Source organism: Streptomyces hesseae (assembly GCF_031845785.1).
GTDB lineage: Bacteria > Actinomycetota > Actinomycetes > Streptomycetales > Streptomycetaceae > Streptomyces > Streptomyces hesseae.
The window spans coordinates 70,673-95,548 of record NZ_JAVRFI010000008.1; the positions used below are offsets into that span (position 1 = coordinate 70,673).

Annotated in this window: 26 protein-coding genes; 11 read left to right on the forward strand and 15 right to left on the reverse strand. The window is 72.5% G+C overall.

Translation table 11 applies throughout. The annotated features are described in order from the left end of the window. The first annotated feature begins 317 nt into the window (after window positions 1-317). Window positions 318-1,478: a hypothetical protein gene (locus RM609_RS14920; RefSeq protein WP_311611165.1), complete on the forward strand. Its 1,161-nt coding sequence runs from the start codon at window positions 318-320 to the stop codon at window positions 1,476-1,478. 23 nt (window positions 1,479-1,501) lie between these two features. Here the strand turns inward: RM609_RS14920 and RM609_RS14925 are convergent, their stop codons facing one another. The 3 genes from RM609_RS14925 to RM609_RS14935 form a co-directional block, all read right to left on the reverse strand. Then, on the reverse strand, window positions 1,502-3,616 hold the full coding sequence (locus RM609_RS14925; RefSeq protein WP_311611166.1) for an NB-ARC domain-containing protein: 2,115 nt from the start codon (window positions 3,614-3,616) through the stop codon (window positions 1,502-1,504). A gap of 141 nt (window positions 3,617-3,757) precedes the next feature. Then, the gene (locus RM609_RS14930; protein WP_311611168.1) at window positions 3,758-4,075 is read right to left on the reverse strand and encodes a chaplin; all 318 of its coding nucleotides are present in this window, start codon (window positions 4,073-4,075) and stop codon (window positions 3,758-3,760) included. 115 nt (window positions 4,076-4,190) lie between these two features. After that, a complete protein-coding gene (locus RM609_RS14935; RefSeq protein WP_311611170.1) occupies window positions 4,191-4,430 on the reverse strand; it encodes a chaplin in 240 nt (79 codons plus the stop codon). Window positions 4,431-4,655: 225 nt separating this feature from the next. Here RM609_RS14935 and RM609_RS14940 point away from each other — a divergent pair, with 225 nt between their 5' ends. Beyond that, a complete protein-coding gene (locus RM609_RS14940; protein ID WP_311611171.1) occupies window positions 4,656-5,324 on the forward strand; it encodes a 4'-phosphopantetheinyl transferase family protein in 669 nt (222 codons plus the stop codon). An 88-nt stretch (window positions 5,325-5,412) separates the two neighbouring features. Here the strand turns inward: RM609_RS14940 and RM609_RS14945 are convergent, their stop codons facing one another. After that, complete coding sequence (locus tag RM609_RS14945) at window positions 5,413-6,393, reverse strand: polyprenyl synthetase family protein (protein WP_311611173.1); 981 nt, start codon at window positions 6,391-6,393, stop codon at window positions 5,413-5,415. Between the two features lie 262 nt (window positions 6,394-6,655). Between RM609_RS14945 and RM609_RS14950 the strand changes: the two genes are divergently transcribed. Genes RM609_RS14950 through crcB (RM609_RS14965) form a run of 4 tightly spaced genes read left to right on the forward strand, consistent with a single transcriptional unit; the run spans window position 6,656 to window position 9,123 of the window. Beyond that, entirely contained in the window at window positions 6,656-7,912 is a 1,257-nt protein-coding gene (locus RM609_RS14950) for a styrene monooxygenase/indole monooxygenase family protein (protein ID WP_311611174.1), read from the forward strand. A 31-nt stretch (window positions 7,913-7,943) separates the two neighbouring features. Beyond that, a complete protein-coding gene (gene crcB / locus RM609_RS14955; protein WP_311611175.1) occupies window positions 7,944-8,417 on the forward strand; it encodes a fluoride efflux transporter CrcB in 474 nt (157 codons plus the stop codon). Beyond that, entirely contained in the window at window positions 8,414-8,770 is a 357-nt protein-coding gene (locus RM609_RS14960) for a DUF190 domain-containing protein (protein ID WP_311611176.1), read from the forward strand. The genes crcB (RM609_RS14955) and RM609_RS14960 overlap by 4 nt, the downstream gene beginning before the upstream one ends. Beyond that, window positions 8,767-9,123: a fluoride efflux transporter CrcB gene (gene crcB / locus RM609_RS14965; protein WP_311611177.1), complete on the forward strand. Its 357-nt coding sequence runs from the start codon at window positions 8,767-8,769 to the stop codon at window positions 9,121-9,123. The genes RM609_RS14960 and crcB (RM609_RS14965) overlap by 4 nt, the downstream gene beginning before the upstream one ends. Window positions 9,124-9,278: 155 nt before the next feature. On the opposite strand, the gene RM609_RS14970 is transcribed toward crcB (RM609_RS14965), so the two are convergent. Continuing rightward, window positions 9,279-10,172, reverse strand: coding sequence for a LysR family transcriptional regulator (locus RM609_RS14970; RefSeq protein WP_311611179.1), 894 nt, complete (start codon window positions 10,170-10,172; stop codon window positions 9,279-9,281). 87 nt (window positions 10,173-10,259) lie between these two features. Between RM609_RS14970 and RM609_RS14975 the strand changes: the two genes are divergently transcribed. Genes RM609_RS14975 through RM609_RS14985 form a run of 3 tightly spaced genes read left to right on the forward strand, consistent with a single transcriptional unit; the run spans window position 10,260 to window position 13,685 of the window. Beyond that, a complete protein-coding gene (locus tag RM609_RS14975; RefSeq protein ID WP_311611181.1) occupies window positions 10,260-10,967 on the forward strand; it encodes a succinate dehydrogenase cytochrome b subunit in 708 nt (235 codons plus the stop codon). Window positions 10,968-10,986: 19 nt separating this feature from the next. Beyond that, complete coding sequence (locus RM609_RS14980; RefSeq protein ID WP_438828447.1) at window positions 10,987-12,933, forward strand: fumarate reductase/succinate dehydrogenase flavoprotein subunit; 1,947 nt, start codon at window positions 10,987-10,989, stop codon at window positions 12,931-12,933. Then, entirely contained in the window at window positions 12,930-13,685 is a 756-nt protein-coding gene (locus RM609_RS14985) for a succinate dehydrogenase/fumarate reductase iron-sulfur subunit (RefSeq protein ID WP_311611183.1), read from the forward strand. The genes RM609_RS14980 and RM609_RS14985 overlap by 4 nt, the downstream gene beginning before the upstream one ends. A 27-nt stretch (window positions 13,686-13,712) precedes the next feature. Here RM609_RS14985 and RM609_RS14990 read toward each other — a convergent pair whose 3' ends face one another. Both RM609_RS14990 and RM609_RS14995 read right to left on the reverse strand, forming a co-directional pair. Then, window positions 13,713-14,021: a transcriptional regulator gene (locus RM609_RS14990; RefSeq protein ID WP_311611185.1), complete on the reverse strand. Its 309-nt coding sequence runs from the start codon at window positions 14,019-14,021 to the stop codon at window positions 13,713-13,715. Further along, window positions 14,018-14,482, reverse strand: a complete 465-nt coding sequence (locus RM609_RS14995) for a hypothetical protein (RefSeq protein ID WP_311611187.1) — start codon at window positions 14,480-14,482, stop codon at window positions 14,018-14,020. Before RM609_RS14995 ends, RM609_RS14990 begins: the two co-directional genes overlap by 4 nt. A gap of 143 nt (window positions 14,483-14,625) precedes the next feature. On the opposite strand from RM609_RS14995, the gene RM609_RS15000 reads away from it, so the two are divergent. Next, entirely contained in the window at window positions 14,626-15,243 is a 618-nt protein-coding gene (locus tag RM609_RS15000) for a TMEM175 family protein (protein ID WP_311611189.1), read from the forward strand. Window positions 15,244-15,298: 55 nt separating this feature from the next. On the opposite strand, the gene RM609_RS15005 is transcribed toward RM609_RS15000, so the two are convergent. The 8 genes from RM609_RS15005 to RM609_RS15040 form a co-directional block, all read right to left on the reverse strand. Continuing rightward, on the reverse strand, window positions 15,299-15,559 hold the full coding sequence (locus RM609_RS15005) for a metallothionein (protein ID WP_311611190.1): 261 nt from the start codon (window positions 15,557-15,559) through the stop codon (window positions 15,299-15,301). 132 nt (window positions 15,560-15,691) lie between these two features. Then, window positions 15,692-17,452 (reverse strand): ABC transporter ATP-binding protein, encoded by a 1,761-nt coding sequence (locus tag RM609_RS15010; RefSeq protein WP_311611440.1) that lies wholly within the window; start codon window positions 17,450-17,452, stop codon window positions 15,692-15,694. A gap of 47 nt (window positions 17,453-17,499) precedes the next feature. Further along, window positions 17,500-17,916: a lasso peptide biosynthesis B2 protein gene (locus RM609_RS15015; protein ID WP_311611192.1), complete on the reverse strand. Its 417-nt coding sequence runs from the start codon at window positions 17,914-17,916 to the stop codon at window positions 17,500-17,502. Continuing rightward, window positions 17,913-18,179 carry a lasso peptide biosynthesis PqqD family chaperone gene (locus RM609_RS15020; protein WP_311611193.1) on the reverse strand — a complete coding sequence of 89 codons (267 nt, stop codon included), beginning with the start codon at window positions 18,177-18,179 and terminating at the stop codon, window positions 17,913-17,915. The genes RM609_RS15015 and RM609_RS15020 overlap by 4 nt, the downstream gene beginning before the upstream one ends. A 27-nt stretch (window positions 18,180-18,206) precedes the next feature. Beyond that, a complete protein-coding gene (locus RM609_RS15025) occupies window positions 18,207-20,048 on the reverse strand; it encodes an asparagine synthase-related protein (protein WP_311611194.1) in 1,842 nt (613 codons plus the stop codon). 200 nt (window positions 20,049-20,248) lie between these two features. Then, entirely contained in the window at window positions 20,249-20,356 is a 108-nt protein-coding gene (locus RM609_RS15030) for a keywimysin-related RiPP (protein WP_311611196.1), read from the reverse strand. 351 nt (window positions 20,357-20,707) lie between these two features. Continuing rightward, window positions 20,708-22,444: a sigma-70 family RNA polymerase sigma factor gene (locus RM609_RS15035; protein ID WP_311611197.1), complete on the reverse strand. Its 1,737-nt coding sequence runs from the start codon at window positions 22,442-22,444 to the stop codon at window positions 20,708-20,710. 112 nt (window positions 22,445-22,556) lie between these two features. Continuing rightward, a complete protein-coding gene (locus RM609_RS15040) occupies window positions 22,557-24,167 on the reverse strand; it encodes a PH domain-containing protein (protein WP_311611198.1) in 1,611 nt (536 codons plus the stop codon). 96 nt (window positions 24,168-24,263) lie between these two features. Here RM609_RS15040 and RM609_RS15045 point away from each other — a divergent pair, with 96 nt between their 5' ends. Next, on the forward strand, window positions 24,264-24,860 hold the full coding sequence (locus RM609_RS15045) for a TetR/AcrR family transcriptional regulator (RefSeq protein WP_311611199.1): 597 nt from the start codon (window positions 24,264-24,266) through the stop codon (window positions 24,858-24,860). The last annotated feature ends 16 nt before the right edge of the window (window positions 24,861-24,876 follow it).

Sequence of the window (24,876 nt, forward strand, 5' to 3'; positions counted from 1 at the left end):
ATCCTGGGAGGAAGCGAAGCGGGAGAAATTCGACCTCGCGGTGAGCAGTAGCCGGGGCGGCGAACTGCATAAGATAAACGCGCCACTTGTGGGCGCGCCGCACGGCGCTGGATACAATAAACACTTGCGCCGGGAGCCGGGAGCCGGGAGCCGGAAGCCGGAAGCCGGAAGCGTTCGGGCTGGATGCGGAATGGCTCACTCACGACGGGAAGCTGATCCCCTCCGCGATCGTCCTCTCCCACGACGAGCAGCGTGACCGCCTCCGCCGCGGCTGCCCCGAGGCCGTACCCCTCTCCGTCGTCGCCGGCGACCCATGCATGGACGACCTCCGCGCCGGCCTCCCCTTCCGCGCGGAGTACCGCGCCGCCCTCGGCCTGACGCCCGGCCGGAAGCTGCTCGCCCTCACCTCCACCTGGGGGCCGCACTCCCTCCTCGGTGCGAACATGGACCTCGTCCGCCGGGCCCTGGCCGAGCTGCCGCCCGACGAGTACCGCGTCCTCGCGGCCGTCCACCCCAACGTCTGGTACGGCCATGGCGGTTGGCAGCTCCGCGCCTGGCTGGCGCCGTATCTGCGATCCGGGCTCCTCCTGCCCGCGCCCGAGACCGACACCTGGAAGGCGGCGCTGGTCGCGGCCGACGCCTTCATCGGCGACCACGGATCACTGACCCTCTACGCCGCCGCGCTCGGCGTGCCCGGCCTGCTGGGCGCCTTCGGCGACGAGGTGGTGGCGGCCGGTTCGCCCATGGCCCGGCTGGGCGCGGCGCTGCCGCGCGTGGCGCCGGACGTACCGCTCGGGCTCCAGCTGCGCCGCGCGGCCGCCGCCCAGGCCGGCGACGAACGGCTCGCCGAGATCGGCGACCTCGTCACCTCCCGCCCCATGCAGGCGGCCGGACTGCTGCGCCGCCTCTACTACGAGCGCATGGAGCTCGACGAGCCGGCGTCGCCCGCCGTACCCCGGCCCGTCGCCCTGCCGCTGTCGCTCCCGGCGGAGCGGTACGGGCCGGTGCCGCCGCCCATGTTCGTCGACGTCGGTGTCGACGGCGACGTCCGGTCCGGGACGGAGGGGGCGATGGTGCTGCGCCGCTACCTCGCCTCGCTCCAAGGGGCGGTGACGGGGCATCTGACCGATCCCCACCTGGTGGTGGCGGAGGGCGAGCCGGACGGCCGGTGGGCCGGTGCGGCGGATGTCGTCCTGGCCAGGGCGCCGGGGGCGCGCGAGACGTACCGCGCGGCGGCGGAGCGTGTGTTCGCGGGGCATGGGGGGTGCTGGCTGGTGGCGTTTCCCGACCGCGACGGCGCGGCGGGGTGCGTCGCGGTCACGCGGGACGGGGGGATGTTGAGCGGGCGGTGGGAAGAGGGCGCGATGGAACTGGGGGTGGCGGCTTCGGTGCTTTACGCGGTGGCGGTTGGCGGGGCGGGGTCGCGGGCGGTTTCGGTGCGGGTGGGGGGTGGGGAGGGGATGCTGCGGGTGGGGTGAGTTTTGCCCCGGACGCAAACGGGTTACGTCAGCCGTTCCCTTGCCTTCATCGCCAGTGCGCTGCTCGCCTGTTCGTACAGGTCCACGGCCTGCCGCCAGTCCGCTTCCGCCTCCGCTCGCTTCCCCTGCGTCGCCAGGAGGTCGCCTCGGTCCAGGAGTATGTCGGCGTGCTCCTTCGGGGCGCCGCAGCCTGTGATCAGGGTGATGGCCTCGTCCAGGCCCGGCAGGGCTTCGTCCGGGCGGTCGGCCCGGAGGCGGGCCCTCGCGTGGTGCCAGAGGGACTTGGCCTCGTTGAAGCGGTCGGGGCGGCCCGGGAGTTCCGCGAACATCCGGCGGGCGCCCAGCAGCAGTTCGGCCGCCTCCTGGTGGCGGTGCCCGGCGGCGTGGGCGCGGCCCAGGTGGAAGGTGAGGAGCGCCCGGCCGCGCGGGTGGTCGAGGCCGTCCAGTGCCCGGAACGCCTGCCGGAAGTGCTCCGCCGCCTCCTCCGCGGCGCCCTCTCGGAGCGCGAGCAGGCCCAGGCCCTCCAGGGCCGAGGACTCCGTGCGGGCGTGCCCGGCGGCGGACGCCAGCCGCAGCGCTTCCCGGTAGTGGCGGCCTGCGGTCCCGGCGTCGGTCGCGTCGCCCCGGTCGGCGTGGGCGAAGGCCAGTTCGTAGTGCATACGGGCCGGAGCGAGCGCGTCGTCCCCGCACGCCCCGGCGGCCTTCAGGCCCAGCTCGCACACCTCGATCCAGTCCCGGTGGTACTTGCGCCGGAAGAAGAACCCGCGCAGCGCCTCGGCCAGTTGCCACGCCATGGCGTACCGTCCCAGGTCGTGGGCCAGTCTCACCGCCGCCACCGCGTTGGCGCGGTCGGGTTCGAAGGCGTCCAGGGCCTCGCCGGCGTCCGCGAAGCGGGAGCCGGAGTCGCCCTCGGGCTCGGGCTCGGTGAACACCGGGCCGTACCGCCAGCGGTCGGAGACCAGCCGCTCCACGGCCGCCGCCCGTCGCAGGTACCAGTCCAGCAGGCGGTCCACCGCCGGTTCGTCCGCCGCCGTGCCCACGGACCGCGCGTGGTCGTGGACGAGCCGGTGCATGCGCACCCGGCCCTCCCCGGCCGGTTCCAGGACCCGTTCCCGTACGAGCGTGCGCGCGTCGGTGTCGTTCCCGGCCAGCCGGCGCACCAGGTCGCGGGAGAACTCCGGCGTCGGGTGCGCGCCGAGCGCCCGGTAGAGCGCGGCCGGGCCGTCGGCCAGGGACAGGTGGACGGCGCCCAGCACCTGGGGGACGGAGAGGTCGTCCACTTCGAGCGCCTCCAGGCGGGTCCGGTGATCGCCGAGTTCGCGTGCCAGCTCGGCGGGGTCCTCGCCGAACCCGTACAGCTCGCCCGCGCGGGCTGCGGCGATCCGTACGGCGAGCGGATAGCCGCCGCAGGCGGCGAGCACGCTCTCCAGGGCGGTCGCACCCGGGACGGCGTCCTCACCGGCCACGGCGCGGAACAGCTCGACGCTGGCCTTCCTGTCGAGGCTGCCCAGTGTCAGGCTGAGCATGCTCGGGTGGCGGGCCTTCAGCGCGGTCAGCGGCATACGGCTGGTGACGACGACCACGCTGCCGGGGTGCGCGGGGAGCAGCGGGCGCACTTGTCCGACGTTCACCACGTCGTCCAGCAGGACCAGCAGCGGCCCGCGTGCCGTCAGCGAGCGGTAGTGGGCCTCCAGCGCGGCCTGCCCGGCCGGTCTCTCGTCCGCCCGCGTTCCCAGCTCCTGGACGAAGCCCTGGAGCACGGAGTGGGGGTCGAGCGGCGCGAGGTGGCCGTGCGGGCTCATGTCGGCCTGGAGCTGGCCGTCGGGGAAGTGCCGACGCAACCGGTGCAGCCAGCGCAGGGCGGTGGCCGTCTTCCCCATGCCGCCGAGGCCGGTGAGCGCCACGATCAGGGGCGTGCTCCGCGCGGCGCGGCCGGCGGCGGCGCGTTCGAGCTCGGTGAAGACCGGGTGGCGGTCGACGAACACGTCGGGTTCCGGGGCCAGCTGACGGGGCGCCCGTACCTTGAGGGCGGCGTGGTGGTGATGGTGGTACTGGACGTCCCGTCCCTGCAGCACCGGACCGTGGTACGTCCCGCCCCCGATGGCGTTCCGGATCTCGTCGCCCATGCGTTCGCCCATGCGTTCCCCCCTGGACCGCCGCGGTCGTGGGGCAAGATCCTACGTTCGAACGCGCATGGCGCCCACCGGTCGACGACCGGGGGCGCCATGCGCACGACTACAGCTACAGCTCCGGAGCGGAGAGCGCCCCGGAGCCGCGGATCAGCGCTCGTGGTGCTCGTGGTGCTCGTGTTGCTCGTGGTGGTGGTGCTCCTCGGACTCGAAGTGGTGCTCCTCCATCTCCGAGTTGATGCACGTGTTGCCGAACGTCGGGTTCAGCAGCGCGATGATGTCGATCGAGTTGCCGCAGAGGTTGATCGGGATCTGGATCGGGACCTGGATGACGTTGCCCGAGATGACACCCGGGGAGCCGGCGGCCGCGCCCAGGGCTCCGGAGTCGGCGACGGCGGCGCCGGAGAAGCCGACGAGCGTGGCACCCGCCGCGGCGGTCAGAGCCGCGGCCTTGACGATTCGTGACATGGGGAGAGAACACTTTCGCTTGGTCGTACAGGGCGGGCCCCCGGGACGTACACAACCCCTGGTGGCTCCGGGCCGGGGAGGTCCCGGAGCCACGTTCAGCCGCGTCGAACGGGCGTCAGTCAGCGATGCAGACGTTGCCCGACGCCGCGTTGAGCAGGCCGACGATGTCGATCGAGTTGCCGCAGAGGTTGATCGGGATGTGGATCGGCACCTGGATGACGTTGCCCGAGACGACACCCGGGGAACCGACAGCTGCGCCCTTGGCTCCGGAGTCGGCGACAGCGCCACCGGAGAACCCGGCGAGCGTGGCGCCCACGGCGGCGGTGACGACTGCTGCCCTGGCGATACGTGACATGGGGAGACACCTTTGCTTGGTCGTACGGACGAGCACCCGGTCGGTGACGGCCGGGAGCCCGGATCAACGTTTGGAGGTCGCAAAGGTTTCGTCGATGAAGCGTCCGGGTGATCCCGGATGTGGGCCGATCAACAGAAATGGGGGTTTCCCCATGGGATGCCGAGCTGGCAAGGTTCCTTTCGTACAGACACTCCGGCCGCTTCGACCAGGGAATGACGGGCGAAAATGATTGGGAAACTGCTGCCTTTACCGATCGAGACGGCCGAGGCATTCGCCGATCCGGCCGACGCTCCCGCGCTCTTCCCCGAGGAGGAGGCGCTGGTCGCCAAGGCCGTGGAGAAACGGCGCCGGGAATTCACCACGGTGCGGAACTGCGCCCGTACGGCCCTGGGCCGGCTGGGCGTCGGGCCCGTCGCCATCGTGCCCGGCCAGCGGGGTGCGCCCCAGTGGCCCTCCGGTGTGATCGGCAGCATGACGCACTGCGCGGGCTATCGCGCGGCGGCGGTGGCCCACGCCACCGACATTCTGACGATCGGACTGGACGCGGAACCCCATGAGCCCCTGCCCAACGGCGGAGTCCGGGAACTGGTGACGCGCCCCGAGGAACGGAGCTGGCTGACCCGGCTCGCCGCGGAACGCCCCGAGGTGTGCTGGGACCGGCTGGTGTTCAGCGCCAAGGAAAGCGTCTACAAGGCCTGGTTTCCGCTGACGAGGCAGTGGCTGGACTTTCAGGACGCGATTCTCGAGGTCGATGCGGACGCAAAGACCTTCAGGGCGACGATTCTGACTCCGGAGCCGCTCCGGGCGGCCACCGGGGGGCGGTTGTCGGGGTTCGAGGGCCGGTGGCTCGTGCGGGACGGTCTTGTCGTGACGGCCATCGCGGTCGGCGTGTAGCCGGATGGTCGGCGTGCAGCCGGATCGGACGGACGGTACCCCGCGCCGGGAGCGCGGGGTACCGGTCGATTCGCCGGTCGATCGCCGGTCACTCGTCCTGTGCCGCCACCCTGGCCGCGAAGGACGCCAGTTCCTCGTGCCAGCCCGTGGCCAGCGACAGGCCCGCCGCGCTCCGGCACGCGTGGTCGACGAGCTCCTCGATCATCTGCTCGGCGACGTCCCGCTCCTCCGGGTCGAGGAGGATCTCCCGCAGCAGCCAGGCGTCCCACCCGTACTCCGGGCCGCCGTCGAGGAAGCCCCGTAACCGCCACGCGGCGTGCAGCGGGCGCGCGTACGCGTCGTACGAGAGCCCCAGGTCCGCCCGGCCCGCGAGCGCCGCGCCCAGGCGCAGCGGGTGCCGCAGGGCGTACCAGCCCGCCGTGCAGCCGCGGTCGCAACCGGAGACACAGCGCCCCGGCCAGGGGTCCTCAAGGTATTCGGCGACCATGGCCTCCCGTGTGTACGAGCCCATGACCCGTTCCACGCGCAGCTCGTCCCAGATCCGCCGGGCCTCGCCGGGCAGCGCCAGCGCGAGCCGGTCGGCGTGGGCGAGGGCGAGATCGCCGGCGAGGGTCGCCGTGGACTCGCCGAAGCGCCGGGACTCGCCCGCCCAGCCGTTGCGCTCGTGTTCGGCGGCCCGGCCGATGTGCAGGGTGGGGATGCCCCGGCGCAGGGGCGCGTCGTCGCGGACGTCGCCGCGGATGAGGGTGCAGGTGTCGAGGAGTTCGAGGGCGACGGCGGTGTCGACGGCGATGTCGGCGGTCCGGTCCGCGGGGTCGCCGCCGGCCGCGAGGTAGCCGGTGAGGAAGATGACCGGCCGGGCCCGGTCCCCGCCGGCGGCCAGCAGCTCGGCGAGGGACTCGATGAGCTCGGCGCCGCGGGCGTCGGAGGTGCGCCGCCGCCGGTGCTCCTCCTCGAACAGGCCGCGCAGCCGTTCCTCGACGCGGTCGAGCATCTTCGCGCGCTGGAGCTGCGGCGGTACCGAGCCGGGCGGCACGGGGCGCGGCGGTGAATGGGGTCGTTTCGTCATGGTGGTGCCTCTGCCTCCCTGGACCGGTCGCGGCCTTCGACCGCCCCTGACGAGCGGCGGCTCCGCTCTCGGTGGCGGAGGGTGACCGGTCGGAAGACTGCCCAGCCCGGCACGGCGGAAGCGCCGGTTTCCTGCCAACCAGCGAGCCCGTCGCACACCGGGTGACGGTCGGCGCGGCCCTCGCGTGCCGTCTGTACAGGGCGCGCCGAGGCCTGTTACATCGGGGGCGGGCCACGGGAATCCGGCTTTTTCGGAGGCAACCATGCGCAGGATCGCGATTGTCGGCGCGGGCCAGGCGGGCTTGCAGCTGGCCCTCGGTCTGCGGGAGCAGGCGTACGACGTGACCGTGTTCGCGGCCCGGACGCCCCAGGAGGTCCGGGCCGGGCGGGTGCTGTCCACCCAGCTGATGTACGGTCCGGCGCTCGCCGTGGAGCGGCGGGCGGGGCTGAATCTATGGGACCGGCAGACCCCGGCGATCGACGGCGTGGTCATCAGCCCCGTCGATCCTCCGGGCGTCCGGGTGCCGGAGCGGGCCGTGGGGTCCCGGCTGGACGAGCCCGCCCAGTCCGTCGATCAGCGGGTGAAGACGGCGCGGTGGCTGGAGTTGTTCGAGGAGCGCGGGGGGCGGGTGGAGTACCGGCCGGTCGCCGCCGAGGAGCTGCCGGCGCTGGCCGCCGGGCACGATCTGACCCTGCTGGCCACGGGGCACGGACCGTTGGGGGAGGTCTTCGGGCGGGACGAGCGGCACAGCCCGTACGAGCGGCCGCAGCGCGTCCTGGCCTGTGTGTACGTCCACGGGGTGCGGCCGGATCCGGAGCTTCCGCCGTCGTTCCTGCGGATGTCGGCGTTCCCGGGGGCCGGGGAGTTCTTCGTACTGCCCGCGCTCACCGGCTCGGGGCCGTGCGTGATCCTGCTGTGGGAGGGGCACCCGGGCGGTCCGTTCGACTGCTGGCAAAACGTTTCCGGACCGGGTGCGACGCTGGAGCGCACCTGGCAGCTGCTGCGGTCGTACGCGCCGTGGGAGTACGAGCTGTGCGCGCACGCCGAGCCGACCGATCCGGGGGCGGCCCTCACCGGGAGCCTCACGCCCGTGGTGCGCCACCCGGTCGCGGAGGTCGCGCCGGGCTCGTACGTCCTGGGCATGGCCGACGCGGTGGTCCTCAACGACCCGATCACCGGGCAGGGCTCCAACAACGCGGCGCGCTGCGCGGACCGGTATCTGACGTCGATCGTGGAGCGGGGCGAGCGGCCCTTCGACCGGGCGTGGATGCACGAGACGTTCGCCGCCTGGTGGGAGCACGCCCGGCACACCACGGCGTTCACCAACCTGGTGCTGGACGCGGCCCGCCCCCGGCACTTCGAGGACGTGCTGACGGCGGCCGCCCGGCACCCGGCGCTGGCCCACCGCTACGTCAACGGCTTCGCCGACCCGGCCGACTACCAGGAGTGGCTGATGGACGCCGACCGGGCGGAGGCCTGCCTGGCGGCGGTCGCGGGCCCGCCCGCGGCACAGCCGTGAGCCGGCACGGCCCGTGAGCTAGCCTGGCCGGATGGGCACCACAGGCGCGGCACCACCGGAGACGGTGACCGGAAGCGGGACACGCGCACCGCGCCGCGCCTCCGCCGGCCAGGGACCGGTCGTCGCCGCGGTGTCGCTCGGCGGTGGCCTCGGGGCCCTGGCCCGGTACGCCGCGGGGCTGGTGTGGCCGACCGCGCCGGCCGCCTTCCCCTGGACGACGCTGCTGATCAACGCGGTCGGCTGTGCCCTGATCGGGGTGCTGCTGGTGACGATCGCCGAGCTCGGCACCCCGCACCGGCTGACCCGGCCCTTCCTGGGCACGGGCGTGCTGGGCGGTTTCACGACGTTCTCCACCTACGCGGTGGACGTACAGCGGCTGGTCACAGGTGATCGGACGGCCGAGGGGCTGGCCTATCTGGTGGCCACGCCACTGATCGCGCTGGCCTCGGTGTGGGCGGCGGCGAAGGCGACGCGCCGGCTGGCCGGCGGGAGGAGGGCACGATGAGTCTCCCGGGCGGAGCACTGCGACTGACGGCCTATGTGGGCGAGTCCGACACCTTCGGCCACAGGCCCCTGTACTCCGAGATCGTCCACCGGGCGCACGCCGCCGGGCTGGCCGGCGCGAGCGTGTTCCGGGGCATCGAGGGCTTCGGCGCCTCCTCCCGCGTCCACACCGCCCGGCTGCTGTCCCTGAGCGAGGACCTGCCGGTGGCGGTGGTGATCGTGGACGCGGAGGAACGGGTACGGGCGTTCGTCCCCGAGCTGGCGGAGCTGACCGGCCCCGGCCTGGTCACCCTGGAACCGGTGGAGATCGTGCGTCACGGGGACGCGGCCGGCGGGGCGGAGCCGCGCGGGTGAACTGGCTCCTCGTGGTGGGCGGCGCCATGGTGGGCGCCCCACTGCGCTATCTCACGGACCGCTTCGTCCAGGCCCGGCACGACTCGGTGTTCCCCTGGGGGACGTTCACGGTGAACATCGTGGGCTGTCTGGTGCTGGGCGTGCTCACGGGCGCGGTGGACGAGCCGACACGGCTGCTGCTGGGCACGGGCCTGTGCGGCGCGCTGACGACGTACTCCACGTTCTCCTACGAGACCCTGCGGCTGACCGAGGACGGGGCACGGGGGTACGCGGTGCTCAACGTGGCCGCGAGCGTGGTGTGCGGTCTGGGCGCGGCGTTCGCGGGGGTGGCACTGGGGAACGCGCTGGTCTGAGCGCCCCGCAAGGGGCGCGGGGCAGTGTCGATATGCGGCTCCGCCGCGTGGGCGCGACCAGCCCCCACCGGCCCGCCCCGTAAGGGGCGCGGGGAACTGCGCGACCAGCCCCCACCGGCCCGCGGTGACCAGACCGCACCTCCAGCGGAGCGCGCTCAGCGCTCGTCCACCCCGAGGTGCTCCAGTAGCACCCGCCGCAATTCGCGAGCAGCCCGCGGCGGCGGGGCATCCTTCCGATGGGCCACGGCGACAGTCCGCCGCATCCGGTCGCCCTCAAAGGGCGTGACCCGCAGTCCGGAGCGGGCGGCGACCATGCCGGGGACGACGGCCAGGCCCAGCCCGGCCCGGACGAAGCCGAGGACGGCGTCCATCTCACCGCCCTCGACGGTGAAGGAGGGCTCGAAGCCCTCGGCCCGGCAGGCGGCGATGGTGATCTCGCGCAGGTCGTAGCCGCTGCGGAACATCACCATCGGCAGGTCCCGCAGCTCACCCACCCCGATCCGGCTCCGGCGCGTGGGCGCGGGCCCGTCCGGTGCCGACACCGCCACCAGGTCCTCCCGCAGTAGTTCCCGCGTCTCCAGCGCGGGGGCGCCCACGCCGAGCGGGGTGATGATCAGGGCCAGGTCGAGCCCGCCGTCGGCCAGGCGGCGCACCAGATCCCGTGAGCCGCCCTCGTCGACGTGCAGTTCGATGCCGGGGAACCGGGCGTGGTACGTGCGCAGCACGTCCGGCACCAGGCTCGCGCACAGGCTCGGCGGTGCGCCGAGCCGGACCCGGCCGCGCCGCAGCTGGGCCACTTCCTGCACCTCGCGGTGGGCGGTCTCGGTGTCGGCGAGGATGCGGCGGGCGAGCGGCAGGAGGGCCTCGCCGGCGTCGGTCAGGGCGATGTTGCCCCGCGCGCGGTGGAAGAGCTCGGCGCCCAGCTCCCGTTCCAGCGCCCTGATCTGCTGGGACAGCGAGGGCTGGGCGACGTGGAGGGCCTCGGCGGCCCGGGTGAAGTGCCGGACCTCGGCGACCGTGGCGAAGTAGCGGAGCTGCTGAAGTTGCACCCCACCACCATAGATAGGAGGAGCCTATGGAAACGAGCCCCATCATGTCTTGGACGCATCAAAGACCCCCGGCCTAGCGTCGACGGCATGGCACTGGCGACCCGGACGGCGAACCCTCCGTCCCTCATCGGCTCCGTGTGGCGCTCGACCGTCGGCAAGAAGGCGGTCATGGCGGTCACCGGCATGATCATGCTGGCGTATCTGGTCGCCCATATGCTGGGCAATCTCAAGGTCTTCTTCGGGGCAGGGGAGTTCAACCACTACGGGGCCTGGATCCGCACCATCGGCGAACCGTTCCTGCACCATGAGTGGTTCCTGTGGCTGGCCCGGGTGGCACTGAGCGTCGCGGTCGTCCTGCACGGGGTCGCCGCGTACCAGCTCAGCCGCCGGGACCTGGCGGCGCGCCCGGTGAAGTACCGGGGGCGCGGGCGGCGGCGCACGAGCTACGCGACCCGGACCATGCGCTGGGGCGGGGTGATCCTCGGCCTGTTCATCGTCTGGCACATCCTCGACCTCACCACCCTCACCGTGAACCCCAACGCCCAGGAGGGCAGGCCGTACGAGAACCTCGTCGCCTCCTTCGACCGGTGGTACGTCTCCGCCTTCTACATCGTCGCGATGCTGGCCCTCGGGCTGCACATCAGGCACGGCTTCTGGAGCGCGGCCCAGACGCTGGGCGTGGGATCGGCCCGCCGCGACCGGCTGCTCAAGGCCCTCGCCAACGGTCTGGCCGCCCTGCTGACCTGCGGCTTCATCGCCGTGCCCCTCGGTGTTCTGACAGGAGTCGTGAGCTGATATGAGCGAGATGGGCGAGATGGGCGAGTACCTCCGCTATGCCACCGGCGCGCCGCTGGCCGACACCGCGGCCCCGGACGGGCCGATAGCCGAGCGCTGGGACCGCCGCCGTTTCACGGCGAAGCTGGTGAACCCGGCCAACCGCCGCAAGCTGACCGTCATCGTCGTCGGCACCGGCCTGGCGGGCGGCGCGGCGGGCGCCACCCTCGCCGAACAGGGCTATCGCGTCGTGCAGTTCTGCTACCAGGACTCCCCGCGCCGCGCCCACTCCATCGCCGCCCAGGGCGGCATCAACGCCGCCAAGAACTACCGCAACGACGGCGACTCCATCCATCGTCTCTTCTACGACACCGTCAAGGGCGGCGACTTCCGCGCCCGTGAGTCCAATGTCCACCGGCTCGCCCAGGTCTCCGTCGAGATCATCGACCAATGCGTGGCCCAGGGCGTCCCCTTCGCCCGCGAGTACGGAGGGCTGCTGGACACCCGTTCCTTCGGCGGCGTCCAGGTCTCCCGCACCTTCTACGCCCGCGGCCAGACGGGCCAGCAACTGCTCCTCGGCGCGTACCAGGCGCTCAGCCGCCAGATCGCCGCGGGCAACGTCGAGATGCACGCCCGCACCGAGATGCTCGACCTGGTCGTGGTCGACGGCCGGGCGCGCGGCATCGTCGCCCGCGACCTGATCACCGGCCGGATCAGCACCCACTTCGCCGACGCGGTGGTCCTCGCCAGCGGCGGCTACGGCAATGTCTTCCATCTCTCCACCAACGCCAAGAACTCCAACGCCACCGCCGTCTGGCGTGCCCACCGGCGCGGCGCGTACTTCGCCAACCCCTGTTTCACCCAGATCCACCCGACCTGTATCCCGCGCTCCGGCGACCACCAGTCGAAGCTGACGCTGATGAGCGAGTCGCTGCGCAACGACGGCCGCATCTGGGTGCCCAAGGCGAAGGGCGACACCCGCCCGCCGGCCGAGATCCCCGAATCCGAGCGCGACTACTACCTGGAACGGATCTATCCCTCCTTCGGCAATCTCGTCCCCCGCGACATCGCCTCCCGCGCCGCGAAGAACGTCTGCGACGAGGGACGCGGGGTCGGCCCGGGCGGCCAGGGCGTCTACCTCGACTTCGCCGACGCCATCGCGCGGATGGGCCGTGAGGCCGTCGAGACGAAGTACGGCAACCTCTTCGAGATGTACGAGCGGATCACGGCGGAGAACCCGTACGAGGTCCCCATGCGGATCTACCCGGCCATCCACTACACGATGGGCGGCCTATGGGTGGACTACGACCTCCAGACCACCGTGCCCGGCCTCTTCGCCATCGGCGAGGCCAACTTCTCCGACCACGGCGCCAACCGGCTGGGCGCCTCCGCCCTGATGCAGGGCCTGGCCGACGGCTATTTCGTCCTCCCTTCCACCATCAACGACTATCTGGCCCGCCACCCCCACGACGAGGTGCCGGCGGACCACCCGGCGGTCGTGGAGGCGGTCGACGGCGTCACCGCCCGGCTGCGGCGGCTGCTCGCCAGCGACGGCGACCGCACCCCCGAGTCCTTCCACCGTGAGCTGGGCGAACTGCTGTGGGACGAGTGCGGCATGGCCCGCACCGACAGCGGTCTGCGCAAGGCCCTGGACCGTATCCCGGCGCTCCGCGAGGAGTTCTGGCGCCGGATCAAGGTGCCGGGGACGGGCGAGGAGCTCAACCAGTCGCTGGAGAAGGCCAACCGGATCGTCGACTACCTGGAGCTCGCCGAGCTGATGTGCCTCGACGCCCTCCACCGCACGGAGTCCTGCGGCGGCCACTTCCGCGAGGAGAGCCAGACGGCCGACGGCGAGGCGGCCCGCGAGGACGAGGAGTTCTCCTACGCGGCGGCCTGGGAGTTCACGGGCACGGGCACCCCGCCCGTGCTCCACAAGGAAGAGCTTCTTTTCGAATACGTCCACCCCACTCAGCGGAGTTATGCGTGAACCTCACCCTGCGCATCTGGCGCCAGCGCTCCCCCGAGGACGCCGGGGCCATGACCACCTACGAGGTCAGCGGCATCAGCGAGGACATGTCCTTCCTGGAGATGCTCGACCACCTCAACGAGGAGCTGATCCTCGCCGGGGACGAGCCCGTGGCCTTCGACCACGACTGCCGCGAGGGCATCTGCGGCGCCTGTGGCATGGTCATCAACGGCCGGGCCCACGGCCCGGAGCGCACCACCACCTGCCAGCTCCATATGCGGCACTTCTCCGACGGCGACACCGTCGACATCGAGCCCTGGCGGGCCGCCGCCTTCCCCGTCGTCAAGGACCTGGTCGTCGACCGCTCGGCCTTCGACCGGGTCATAGGCGCCGGCGGCTATGTCTCCGTACCCACCGGCTCCGCGCCCGAGGCCCACGCCACGCCGGTGACCAAGCCTGTCGCCGACCTGGCCTTCGAACACGCCGAGTGCATCGGCTGCGGCGCCTGTGTGGCCGCCTGCCCCAACGGCTCGGCGATGCTCTTCACCTCGGCGAAGGTGGTGCACCTGAACGTCCTGCCGCAGGGCGCGCCGGAGCGCGAGTCCCGGGTGCTGGACATGGTGGGCGCCATGGACGACCAGGGCTTCGGCGGCTGCACCAACACCGGCGAGTGCGCCACGGCCTGCCCGAAGGGCATCCCCCTCCAGTCGATCGCGACGATGAACCGCGAGTACCTGCGGGCCACCCTCAAGGGCGCCGGACGCCGCCGCTGAGCCAGTCTCCTCCCTCGGTCAGCCTCCTCACCCCTCTCCCAGGTCGGCGTTGACGATCGCCCGGAGGGCGGCGAGGTGGGCGCGGTAGGCGGCGCGGCCGTCCTTGGTCAGACGCAGCCAGACGCGCTGCCGGGTGTCGCGCACGGCCCGCCGCTGCTCGACGTACCCCGCGTCGGTCAGCACCGTCACATGCTTGCTGAGCACGGACGGGCTCACCCCCAGCATCTCGCGGACGGTCACGAATTCGATCTCCTCGGCGGCGTCGAGGGCGGCGCAGATCCGGAGCCGGTTCGGCGCGTGGATCGTCTCGTTGAAGCCGTCTTCGGGGGCGGTCACGACGCTGCTATGCCCTTCTTCCGGGTTTGTCTGTCGTGGACCAGGATGCCCCCTCCCACCAGCAGGCCCGCCGGTGCCCATATCCACGGCATGCCCTGATGGTCGTCCAGGTACAGCGCGGTCAGGTAGACCACGAAGGCGAACACCGCGGCGAGGAGCATGCCGCGCTTCATGCCCGGCCGCACCCGGTGCCGGACGCCGCTGGAGCGGAACTGCGCCACGATGACGGTCAGCATCAACACGTACATGAGGGCGATGCCCACGAAGTCCCACGGCTCGGGCAGGAGATGGGACAGATAGACCCCGGCCAGCGCCAGGGAGAGCTTCACGCTGTACGCCGGGCCGGGAGTGACCGACACGACCGCCACCTGCGCCTGCTCCGCGAGGGCCAGGGCCTCGGCGGCGCCTTCCCGGGACGGCATGTGCGGCCGGGACGACCGCGAGTTCTCATCAGTTGCCATGACGGAAAGTGAAGCACACAGTTTCCGGAGCGGCAACAGTCGATTTTCCACTGTGGAAAGTCTGCCCGGGTGCAATCATCCGATCGTGCGGTTTTCCGCAGATACCCCTCCAAGTCCCCCGTATCCGCCCTACGCTGGCGGCCGTGGCGCGTGACCCGTACGTCATCGAGATGGACCGCATGCTCGCCTTCGCCGACGCCGTGACCGCCATCGCGATCACGCTGCTGGCCCTGGAGATCCACGTGCCGGACGGCCTGCCCGACGCGGAGGTGGGTCAGGCGTTCGGCCATGTGATGCCGAAGGTCCTCGCGTACATCGTCGGCTTCGTGCTCATCGGGGCGATCTGGCTCGGCCACCACAAGCTCTTCCGGCTGATGGCCACCCTCGACCGCGCCATGGTCCGGCTGGAGTTCGCCCTGCTGGCCGTCATCGCCTTCCTGCCCTTCACCGCCCGGCTGCTGAGCGAACACGGCGGCGCGCCCGTGGCCATGGCCATCTACACGGGCGCCATCGGCCTTGAGGCCGCGCTGTTGGCCGTCATGGCCCTGCGGCTGCGCACCCCCGGCCCGCTCCGCAGGCCGGAGGTCACCCGTCGGCAGGTCGTCCGGGAGGTGTTCGACAACGCGTCGATCGCCGCCATCGCCCTCACCGCCTTCCTGGTCTCCCTGGCCGCCCCCCTCGTGGCCGTCTGGTGGTGGGTGCTGATCTGGCCGGTGCGCGCTCTGCCGCGCTACTGGCCGTGGCTGGGCGCCAGGGTCTGACGCCCCTCGCCACCCGGAGCGCGCCCCGACCGTCACCCCAGGTGCGCGCCGACCGTCACCCCGGGTGCGCCCCGACCGTGTCGCGGATCTGCTGCCCCAGCCCCGAATCGCCCTCGCGGGCGCAGTGCGCGCCGCAGAAGAAGCGCCCCGCGACCTCGACGCCGTGCCCGATGATGCGGGTCTTGCAGTGTTCGCAGCTGGGCGCGAGCTTGCCGATCGCGCACTCGAAGCTGTCGAAGGTGTAGGTGTCGCCGGTGATGGTCTTGACCTCGAAGGCCAGCCAGTAGTCGTTGCCGCAGGTATCGCACTTGGCCATGGGGCGTGCTCCGTCTCGGTACGGGAGGTACGCCTCGCATGATCCCCGCGGGAACCGCGCCCCGAAGTCAACGGAGGCGATCCTTTCACCCGAAGGTGGGGCGGCGTGCGGCTGTGTGCACGCCGCACGCCCTCAGTTCGCCAGCAGCTGCGTGGCGGCCAGCTGCCCGTACAGCTCGTCGCTCGCCAGGAGCTTCGCGTGGGTGCCCACGGCCCGGATGCGGCCGGCCTCCATCACCACGATGCGGTCCGCGGTGATCACCGTGGACAGCCGGTGGGCGACGACCAGCACCGTCGTCGTCCGGGCCGCGTCGGCGACGGTGCCCCGCAGGGCCGCTTCGTTGGCCGCGTCCAGTTGTGAGGTGGCCTCGTCCAGGAGCAACAGCCGCGGGCTGCGCAGCAACGCGCGGGCGATCGCGACGCGTTGGCGCTCGCCGCCGGAGAGCATGCTGCCCCGGTGGCCGACGGTCGTGTCGAGCCCTTGCGGCAGCCTGCCCGCCAGTTCGTCGAGGTGGGCGCGGCGCAGGACCTCGTGGAGCTGCCCGTCGGTGGCGTGCGGGACACCGAGGAGGAGGTTCTCCCGCAGCGTTCCGGCGAGGACGGGCGCGTCCTGTTCGACGTAGCCGATGGCGGCGCGCAACGTGGCCAGGGGCCAGTGCCGTACGTCCCGGCCGTCCAGCAGGACGCGGCCGCTGTCCGGTTCGTAGAACCGCTCGATGAGGGAGAAGACCGTGGTCTTGCCCGCGCCGGACGGGCCGACGAAGGCGGTCAGCCCCCGGGCGGGCACCGTGAAGGAGATACGGCGGTGGACGGCGGGCAGCCCGGGCCGGTAGCCGAAGCGCACCCGGTCGAAGGCGATGGACGCGGGGCGGGGGCCGCATCCGGCGTCCGCGGCCGGCTCCTGCCCGGTGCCGGAGTCCTCGACCGCCATCTCCTCGGCCTCCCTGATCCGCAGGGCGGCCGCGGCTCCCACCTGGAACTGGCCGGCGGCGCCCACGAGCTGGTTGATGCGGGGAGCGAGCGAGAAGAGGTAGAGCAGGAAGGCCACGAGGGTGGAGATGTCGATCGCCCCGGAGGCGACGCGCACCCCGCCCACCCCGAGGACCACCAGGAAGGAGACCTGTACGGACACCTGGGAGACGGTGTCCGAGACGGCTTCCCAGGAGGCGGCGCGCGTGCCCGTGCGACGGGCCCGTTCGGCGGCGTCGTGCAGGCGGGCGATCTCGCGCTGCTCGGCCCCGGACGCCTTGACCGTGCGGAAGGCGCCGAACGCGCGCTCCAGGGCGGCGCCCATGCAGCCGACGGCCTCCTGGGTCTGCCGGGTGGCCCGGCCGATGCGGGGGATCACCAGACCGCTGGTCAGGCTGATGAACGCGATCACCGCGAGGGTGACACCGAGCAGCACCAGGTCCAGGACCCCCATCATCACGACGGTGACGAGGGTGATGACGGTGCCGGTCAGGGCCGCAGCCATCGCCTGGGTGGCGACCTGTCGCAGCAGTGTCGTATCGGCGGTGACCCGGGATATCAGATCGCCGGGCTCATGGCACTCGGCCACCGGGACGCGCAGCCTGAGCAGCCTGCTGGCCAGCCCGCGCCGGGCGGCGCAGACGAGCCGTTCGGCCGCCCGTTCCAGCACGAGGTGGCCGAGGGCGACGAGGACCGCGCCCATCAGGACGAGCACACCGAGGACGATCACCTCTGTGGTGGCCGTCCGGTCCCGTTCGAGGTCGTTCACCAGGCGTTCGGCGGCCAGGGGCTGGGCCAGGCCCAGCGCCCCGCCGACGAGGCCCAGCAGCGCGCCGCCCAGGATGGCGGAGCGCTGCGGCCGGAGGTACCGGGCCAGGGCCCGGCGCCCCGCGCCGCGCGGCCGTGCCGCCGGTGCCGTGTCCATGGCCTCCTCCCACGCTTCCGCTGCTGCATTCATGCTGTTCACGGCACTCACTCCACGGTGAAGAAGCGCTGGAAGTAGTCGGCCGGCGCGCCCTCGCCCACCAGGACGGATTCCGCCTCCACCCACGCGTGGGCCGCGAAGGGCGGCCGGGAACGGACTCCCACGCACCACACGGCCCACTGGCCGCGCATACGGCACAGCAGCACGGTGCCGAGGGAGCGTGGCAGACAGCCCTTCTGCCCTCCGCTGGAGAGGCTGACGGCGAGGACGGTCTCCCTGGCGTCCATCGCCTCGGCGAGGCTCGCGGGCCGGGCCCCGCGCCGGAGCAGGCGCAGGACCACACGGACGCGCCCGGGCGGCTGGGTGGCCAGCAGATGGGCGAGGGCGACGGCGGCCCGGGCCGCCCAGCGGGTGACGGGCGGCACCGCGTCCGGCCGGTAGGGCACCGCCTCGGGAGTCGTCATGGCCGGGTCCCGGACAGCAGCCTGGCCGTCCGCAGTTCGCCGTAGACGCGCTCGACGTCGCGTGCCGCCTCGCCGGGGTCCACGTCGTACCGCGCGGTCAGCGCGTGCACGGCCTGTCCCTTGGACTCCCCGTCGAGGAGCGTCCGCAGGACGAGTGCGGCGGTGGGGTTGAGGGTCCAGTACTCGCCGGTGGTCTGGTCCAGCAGCGCGATGCCGTAGTCGGTCTCGGTCATCACCACTCCGGAGCGGAGTCGGAGCGACATGTTCCACCCTTCCGGTTCGGTTCCGTCTCAGCGGCTTGCGGGTTCGCGGGAGCGCAGCCACACCTCGCACGCCACGGTGGTGTGCAACAGGCTGCTCTCGACTTCCACTTCGAGCGGGCGCAGGCACCAGTCCCGCAGCTTGTCCACGTCGATCAGGCCCATCCGCGCGAGGCGGGAGTCGTCGCACAGGGCCAGCAGCCGGGCACGGTGCTCCCGCAGGCCCGTCTCCTCCTCCATGGAGGCGTTGGCCTTGGTGGCCCGGGTGCGGCTGACCTCCGGGACGATGCCGCGGGTGGCCTCGACGATCAGCGGCTTGTAGCGCCAGGGGGTGATCCGCTCCTGCGGCCGTACGGACAGGCCCGCCTCGATGACGCGGTCGTCGTAGTACGGGGCCGAGCAGACGACGCCCAGCGGGCCGGCCAGCTGTCCTATGTGCCGGGCGAACCGGGAGATGCACTCCATGGTGGCCAGCTCGCGGTGCCCGCCATGGTCCCGGGCCAGGGGTTCCGCGGTGCGGGCCGCGGTGAGGATCTGGCGGCGTACTGACGCCACCGCCTCGGGTGTCGCCCAGTGGGGCATCCGTGGCCGCTCGGACCAGTCCAGCACCGGCGCGTTCGACGGCGCGGGCGGCTCGGCGAGGTCGGCGGCGACCCGCTCCAGCCAGGAGGGGTAGGAGCGGCGGTCGAGGAGCTGGCGGAGCACGCCCCGCCGGGGCCAGCGGTATTTGGCGCGGTAGCCGCGCAGGTGGCGCAGCGCGGTGCGGGGGTGGGTACGGACCAGGGTGTGGAGGCGGGCGGAGGCTCCGCTGAGCACCTCGTCGCCGCCGATGCCGGTCAGGTGGAGGGTCGATCCGCGCTCGGCGGCCAGTCGCACGATGCTCATGCGGCGGCTGTGGTCGACCGTCATGAGGGACGGCGCGTCGAGGCGTTGGTCGAACGTACCGAGACCGTCGAAGGTCAGGGGCACCTGTCCGGCCGGGATCTCGTGGTGCTCGACGACGCCCAGGGCGTCGACGGTGCGGCGCGCCCAGTGGGTGTCGTCGCCGAGGGGGTCACGGAGGGCGGCCGTATAGGCGACGATCTTGGCGTCGCCGCGTGCGGCCAGGCAGCACACCGCGGTGGAGTCCAGGCCGCCGAGGTCGCACGTCACCAGGGAGCGGCCGTGGGTACGGACGTCCACGGCGGCGCCCAGCGCGGCCGCGAGGCGCGAGGCGCCCTCGCTCAGCGGGACGTCGGGCTCGGGCGGCGTCCACCAGCGCCCGGTCCGGGCCGGGCCGTCGGGCCCGAGGGTCAGATGATGGCCGCCGGGCAGGGCTTCCACTCCGTGCCAGACCGGGCGGGAGTTCAGGGGGTGCAACAGGCCCATGGCGAGCAGCTGGACGGCGAGGCGGTCCTCGTCGAGGCCGGCGTCGAGCAGGTCGGCCAGCACGTCGGCGCGGTCGCCCGCCACGGTCGCCGGGCCCGTACGCGCGTGGAAGACGCGCCGTACGCCGACGACGCCGCCCTGGACGCGGAGGCGGCCGCCGGGGTCCCGGGCCAGCAGGTGGAAGCTGCCCGGCCAGGCGGCGGCGAACCGGCCGAGCACGTCCAGGGATTCCGTCGTCCGGACGGCCCCGGCGGCCCGTGCGGCCTCGGCGCCGGACACCGTGTGCTCGCCCATGACCGCCACCCGGGCGGCCCCGGCCTCGCCCAGGGTGAACGTGTCGGGGTCCCAGCGGCCCAGCAGCCACGGTCGGCCGGAGGGGTGGGGCACGCTCTGGGGCGCGTGGGGGCGGGCTCGCGCCGCGATCTCCATGACCGCTTCGCAGGCGGTGTCGGGCAGGACGAGGAACCAGCTGGACAGGGCGGACAGGGACGAGGAGCGGTCCATGGGTGACAAGACCTCCGGCCGTCGATCCGGGCGGCATTCCCGGCAGCTTCACAAAGATCGGCTCTGCTCGGAAAATTGATGGAAATCGGGGGGTGAACGGCCCATGGCCATCACCCCCCGATTCCGGGGGCCATCCCGCCGGTCACCGGTCATTCTTCAGTGGACTCGACCAGTGGCGGCGGGCCCCTTTTTCGGCCGCCTCAGACGAGGTTGTGTCCGCCGAGAACGTCCTTCGCGGTCTTGCTGGCCAGGCCCGTCACCTTACGGAAGCCGCCGGCCTTGGCGAGGGTGGGACGCTCGTACGTCATGGCGTTCTCCTTCTCTGCGATGGGGACGATGAACCGCAGGTCACCTGCTCACGGCCGCGGGAACACCCTCTCCCGCATGCGCACACCACTACTCATACGGGAGAGGCCGGCTGCCGGACCTTCCGCTCCCCGGCCGCACGAAGAGAATAAATATGACGAACACATCATCACAATGCCAAAGCCAAGGCGTTAGTGGTGATGAACGGGCGCACCATGACGACGCGCGCCCGGGGAATTCCCGGGCGCGCTCGGACATTTACCGCGACATGAAAATCGGCGATCAACCAGCCTTATGTTTCAACCATCAAAGCTGATGCTTCAACCATCAACATATGACTGAACGGACGGGAATCAACGCGCGCCGAAGACCTGGGTCCAGCGCGGACCGCCCGGCGCCTTGTTGATGCCGATGCCGATCTCCTTGAAGGAGCAGTTGAGGATGTTCTTGCGGTGGCCGTCGCTGTGCATCCACGAGTCCATGACCGACGCCGCGTCCTGCTGCCCGTAGGCGATGTTCTCGCCGTAGGTGCTCCAGCTGTAGCCCGCCGCGGTGATGCGGTCGCCCGGGCCCTTGCCGTCGGGGTTGGTGTGGTTGAAGAAGTTCCGGGCCGCCATGTCGTCGGAGTGGCCCTGGGCCGCCGCGTCCAGGAGGCTGTTGGAGCTGAGGGCCGAGCATCCGACCTTCGCCCGCTCGGCGTTGACCAGGGCCACCACCTGCGCGGCCATGGAACCGTCGCCGCCGGAGGACGGCGGCTTGGGCGCACGGGTACGGGCCGGGGCGGCCGTGCGCTCGGGGGCGGCCTCGTCCGCGTGGGACGCGGAGGACTTGGCCGACACCGACGGGCTCGCCGAGCCGCTCGGCGAAGCGCTCGCCGAAGCCGACGCGGACGCGGACGCCGAGGCGCTCGGCGACGCGGAGCTCGACGGGGTGGACCGGATGGGCATGGGCTCCCGGGCGTTCAGCTGCTTCAGGTCGCCGGACGAGTCCACGGCCTGCGTCTTGACGGTCGTACCGGGCGAGTCCTCCATGAGGTACCCGCCGCCCAGCACACCGCCGGCGATCAGGGCGAGGGCGCCCGCGCCGATCACGGCGTTCCGGCCCGTACGCGACCGTCCGCCGTCCGCGCGGTGACCACTGGAACGTCCACCGGAACGGCCACCGGAACGATGCCCGCCGCCCCGGTGGCCCCCGGCGCGGTGGCCGCCCGCCCGGCCGCCTCGCGGAGCGGCGGGCGCGGAGGCCGGCGCGGGGGCCGGGTGCGCCGCCGACGCGTATCCCACGGGCTCGCCCGGCACCACGGCGCCGCCGCTCCACCAGCCCAGCAGGGCGCCGCCGACCGGCACCAGCCCGAGGCCGACCAGCAGGCCCTCGGCCGGGACCAGCGCCGACAGGGCGCCCGAGCAGCGGCCGCAGCCGCGTACGTGCCGGGCGACGCGCTTGCGCCACAGCGCGGACGGGACGCCGTCCCACGTGGCGACGACCTCGCCGAGCCGCTCGCAGCGCGGGTACGCGGCGAGCGCCTGGACGACGCCGCGGGCGACGTCCAGCTGGGCCTTGGTCCGCTGTATCCGGACGGCGGTGTGCTGCGGGGTCAGCCCGAGCGCGGCGACGACCTCGGCGCGCTTCAGCTCGCCGGCGGCCTCCAGCCACCACAGGGACAGGACCTCCTGCTCCCCTTCGTCCAGCCAGCGCGTGGCCTCGGCGGCCTCCCTGCGCTGGCCCTCCAGCCCCAGCCGGACGATGGTCAGGTCGACGAAGTCGGCCTTGGGGTCGGGGACCTCGCCGACCACCTCCTGCAAACCACTGACGGGAGCCTCGGGGCGCTCCTCCCGGCAGTGGCTGCGTATCTGGTTCATGGTGATGGCGACGAGCCAGGAGCGGAAGCTCGCGGCGTCCCGCAGCCCGTCCAGGCCGTTGATCACCCGGAGCATGGTCTCCTGGACCACGTCGTCGACGTCCGCGTGGCCGTTCAGGGCCCGGCCGACGATGTTGTAGACGAGTGGCAGGTGGATGGCGACGAGCTCGTCCTGTGCCGCCGTGTCCCCGGCACGCGCCGCCTCGATCACGGCCACGCTCACACTCTTCACGCCCGCACCTCTTTCCGCACCCGCCACGAATGGCGCTCGATCCGACACCTAGGAGACCGGGCGCCGGTCGGCAGATAACAAAAAAGTCGGGTGCGAATGTACGACAGGACGTTCAGTCGGACGTACGGATCAAGAACTCACGAACGATCCCCGGAGCCGCAAATTCCGCAAACTTCGCCGCCTCGGCCGCCGGGATGTCCCGTATGCGGTATCCATCCTCCCCGGCGGGGACCGCGGCAGTGAGAGTGGCCACATCTGCCCGGAGCGCAAAGGGCGTATCGGTAAATGTCCATCCCTGTACGGAACTCCGGTCGAGGGCCACCGTCTCCCGTCCGAACGTCCCGGACCGTACGACCAGATGGCGCCCCCGCACCGCGTACCCCAGCGCCCGGTAGGCGTCCCACGCCAGCGCGCACACCACCGGGGAGGCCACCGCCACCCACCCCGCCGCGCACCACAGCAGCACCGGCAGATCCAGCAGCCACCCCAGCCCGACGAGCACCAGCGCCACCGGCAGGACGCCCCACCCCAGCGCGCCCACCAGCCGCCGCCGCAACGCGACCCTCGGCGCCGGACGGAGCGCCCCGGACAGCTCCCCCGTCCTGGGCGCGTCACCGGCCTCGATCACCCCGCCCGTCCCGAGCACCTCGGCGCGGACCCCGAGCACCTCGGCGCACACCCGGAGCGCCTCCGCCCGGGGCGCCGGAGGGAGTACGACGCTCCGCTTGCGGTTACGCTCCCGGTCGCCCAGGCCGCCCGCCACGGCCCGTACGGACGCCCCGCCGCCCGCGCGCAGCAGCAGCGGTTCCCGCAGCGCGACCCCGCACAAACGGTCCGCCTCGATGGAGACGACCGATGTCGCGAACAGGCCGCGCCGGACATCGAGACCGCCCGAGGGGGTGCGCTCCAGCCGGTACCGCCACCAGGTCCCGGCGTGGACCACCAGCGCCCCCGCCACGCCCAGCAGGGTCACGGCCGCCAGACCGAGCAGGGCGGCGAGCCATGGCGCGCCGGCGCCGTACCCGGCCCACAGGCGGCGGAAGATCCCGATCCGCCAGGGCTTCACCCCCAGGGCGTTGAGCACCCGCCAGACCGTGCCGCCCGCCACGAGCACCCCTCCCCAGACCCAGAACGTCAACGGGGCGTACCGCAGCCGGCGCGCGCTGGCGACAGCGAGGACCTTTGCACCACGCCCCTCCTCGGCGTGGGAAACCGCCGGCTCACGGTGAGCAATGGCCGCCTCGATACGGGCCGTCAGCCGCCGGGCCGCCGTGTCGGATACCCCCGCGATCCGCACGGCCCCGGCGTCCGACCCCGTGGCGACGGTCACGACGGCCAGCCCGTACCGCCGCAGCAGCGGCCCCCGCCGCAGCGCGACGGACTCCACCCGGGACAGCGGCACGATCCGGCGTCGTCGCCCGAACCAGCCCGAGACCGCGTAGAGCGCCGTCTCCCCCAGCTCCCACCCGTGCGTCCGGCACCGCCGCGCCGGCATGACCAGCGCGTACGCCACCGCGGGCACCAACAGCACCACCGTCACCAGAGGTGCCAGCCATACGAGAGCGCCGGAAAAGAAGAGGAGGCCCGGGACGAGCAGCGCGAGGGCGGCCAGCGTCATCGGCCCGCTCACGGTCAGCAGCGCCCGGGCCGTCCACCAGCCGCGCGCGCCGGGATCCACCCCGTGCCGCGGCGCCCTGAGCCTCAGACCCTCTCCGCTCGACACGACACTCCCCATTTTTTCCAAGTCAATCGTATTGCCAAACACCGGCGCTAAGCTATCGCAATACAACTGACCTGTAAACGAGAGGTGCCCCTCCCCGTGCCCAAGCGCGTCGACCACGACGAACGCCGCCACCGCATCGCCGAAGCCCTGTGGCGGATCGCGTCCGAGCGCGGGCTGGACGGCGCGAGCCTGCGCGACGTGGCGGCGGAGGCGGGCATCTCGCTCGGACAGCTCCAGCACTACTTCCGCACCAAGGACGACATGCTCGTCTTCGCCCTCGGCCACATCAGCGAGCTGGCCGCGCGGCGGATCGGCGCCCGCGTCGGGTCCCTGACCGGGACCCCCTCCCCCCGGACGCTGCTGCGCGAGACGTTCGCGGAGATGCTGCCGCTGGACGACAAGAGCCGCACCGGTCAGCTGGTGCAGATCGCCTACTTCGTCCGGGCCGTCCACGACGAGCGGCTGCGCCGGCACGCCAAGGAGGGCATCCCCGCGCTGCGGGAGTTCTTCGCCGGCCAGATCCGGCGCGCGGTGGAGGAGGGCGACATCGCCCCCGACCGCGACCCGGACACCGAGGCGATGCTGCTGATCGCCCTCGTGGACGGCCTGTGCGGCTACGTCCTGCTCGACGTGGTGCCGGGCGAGGAGGCGATGCGGCTGGTGGACGCGCACCTGGACCGGCTGTTCCGCTGACACGTATTCAACGGGC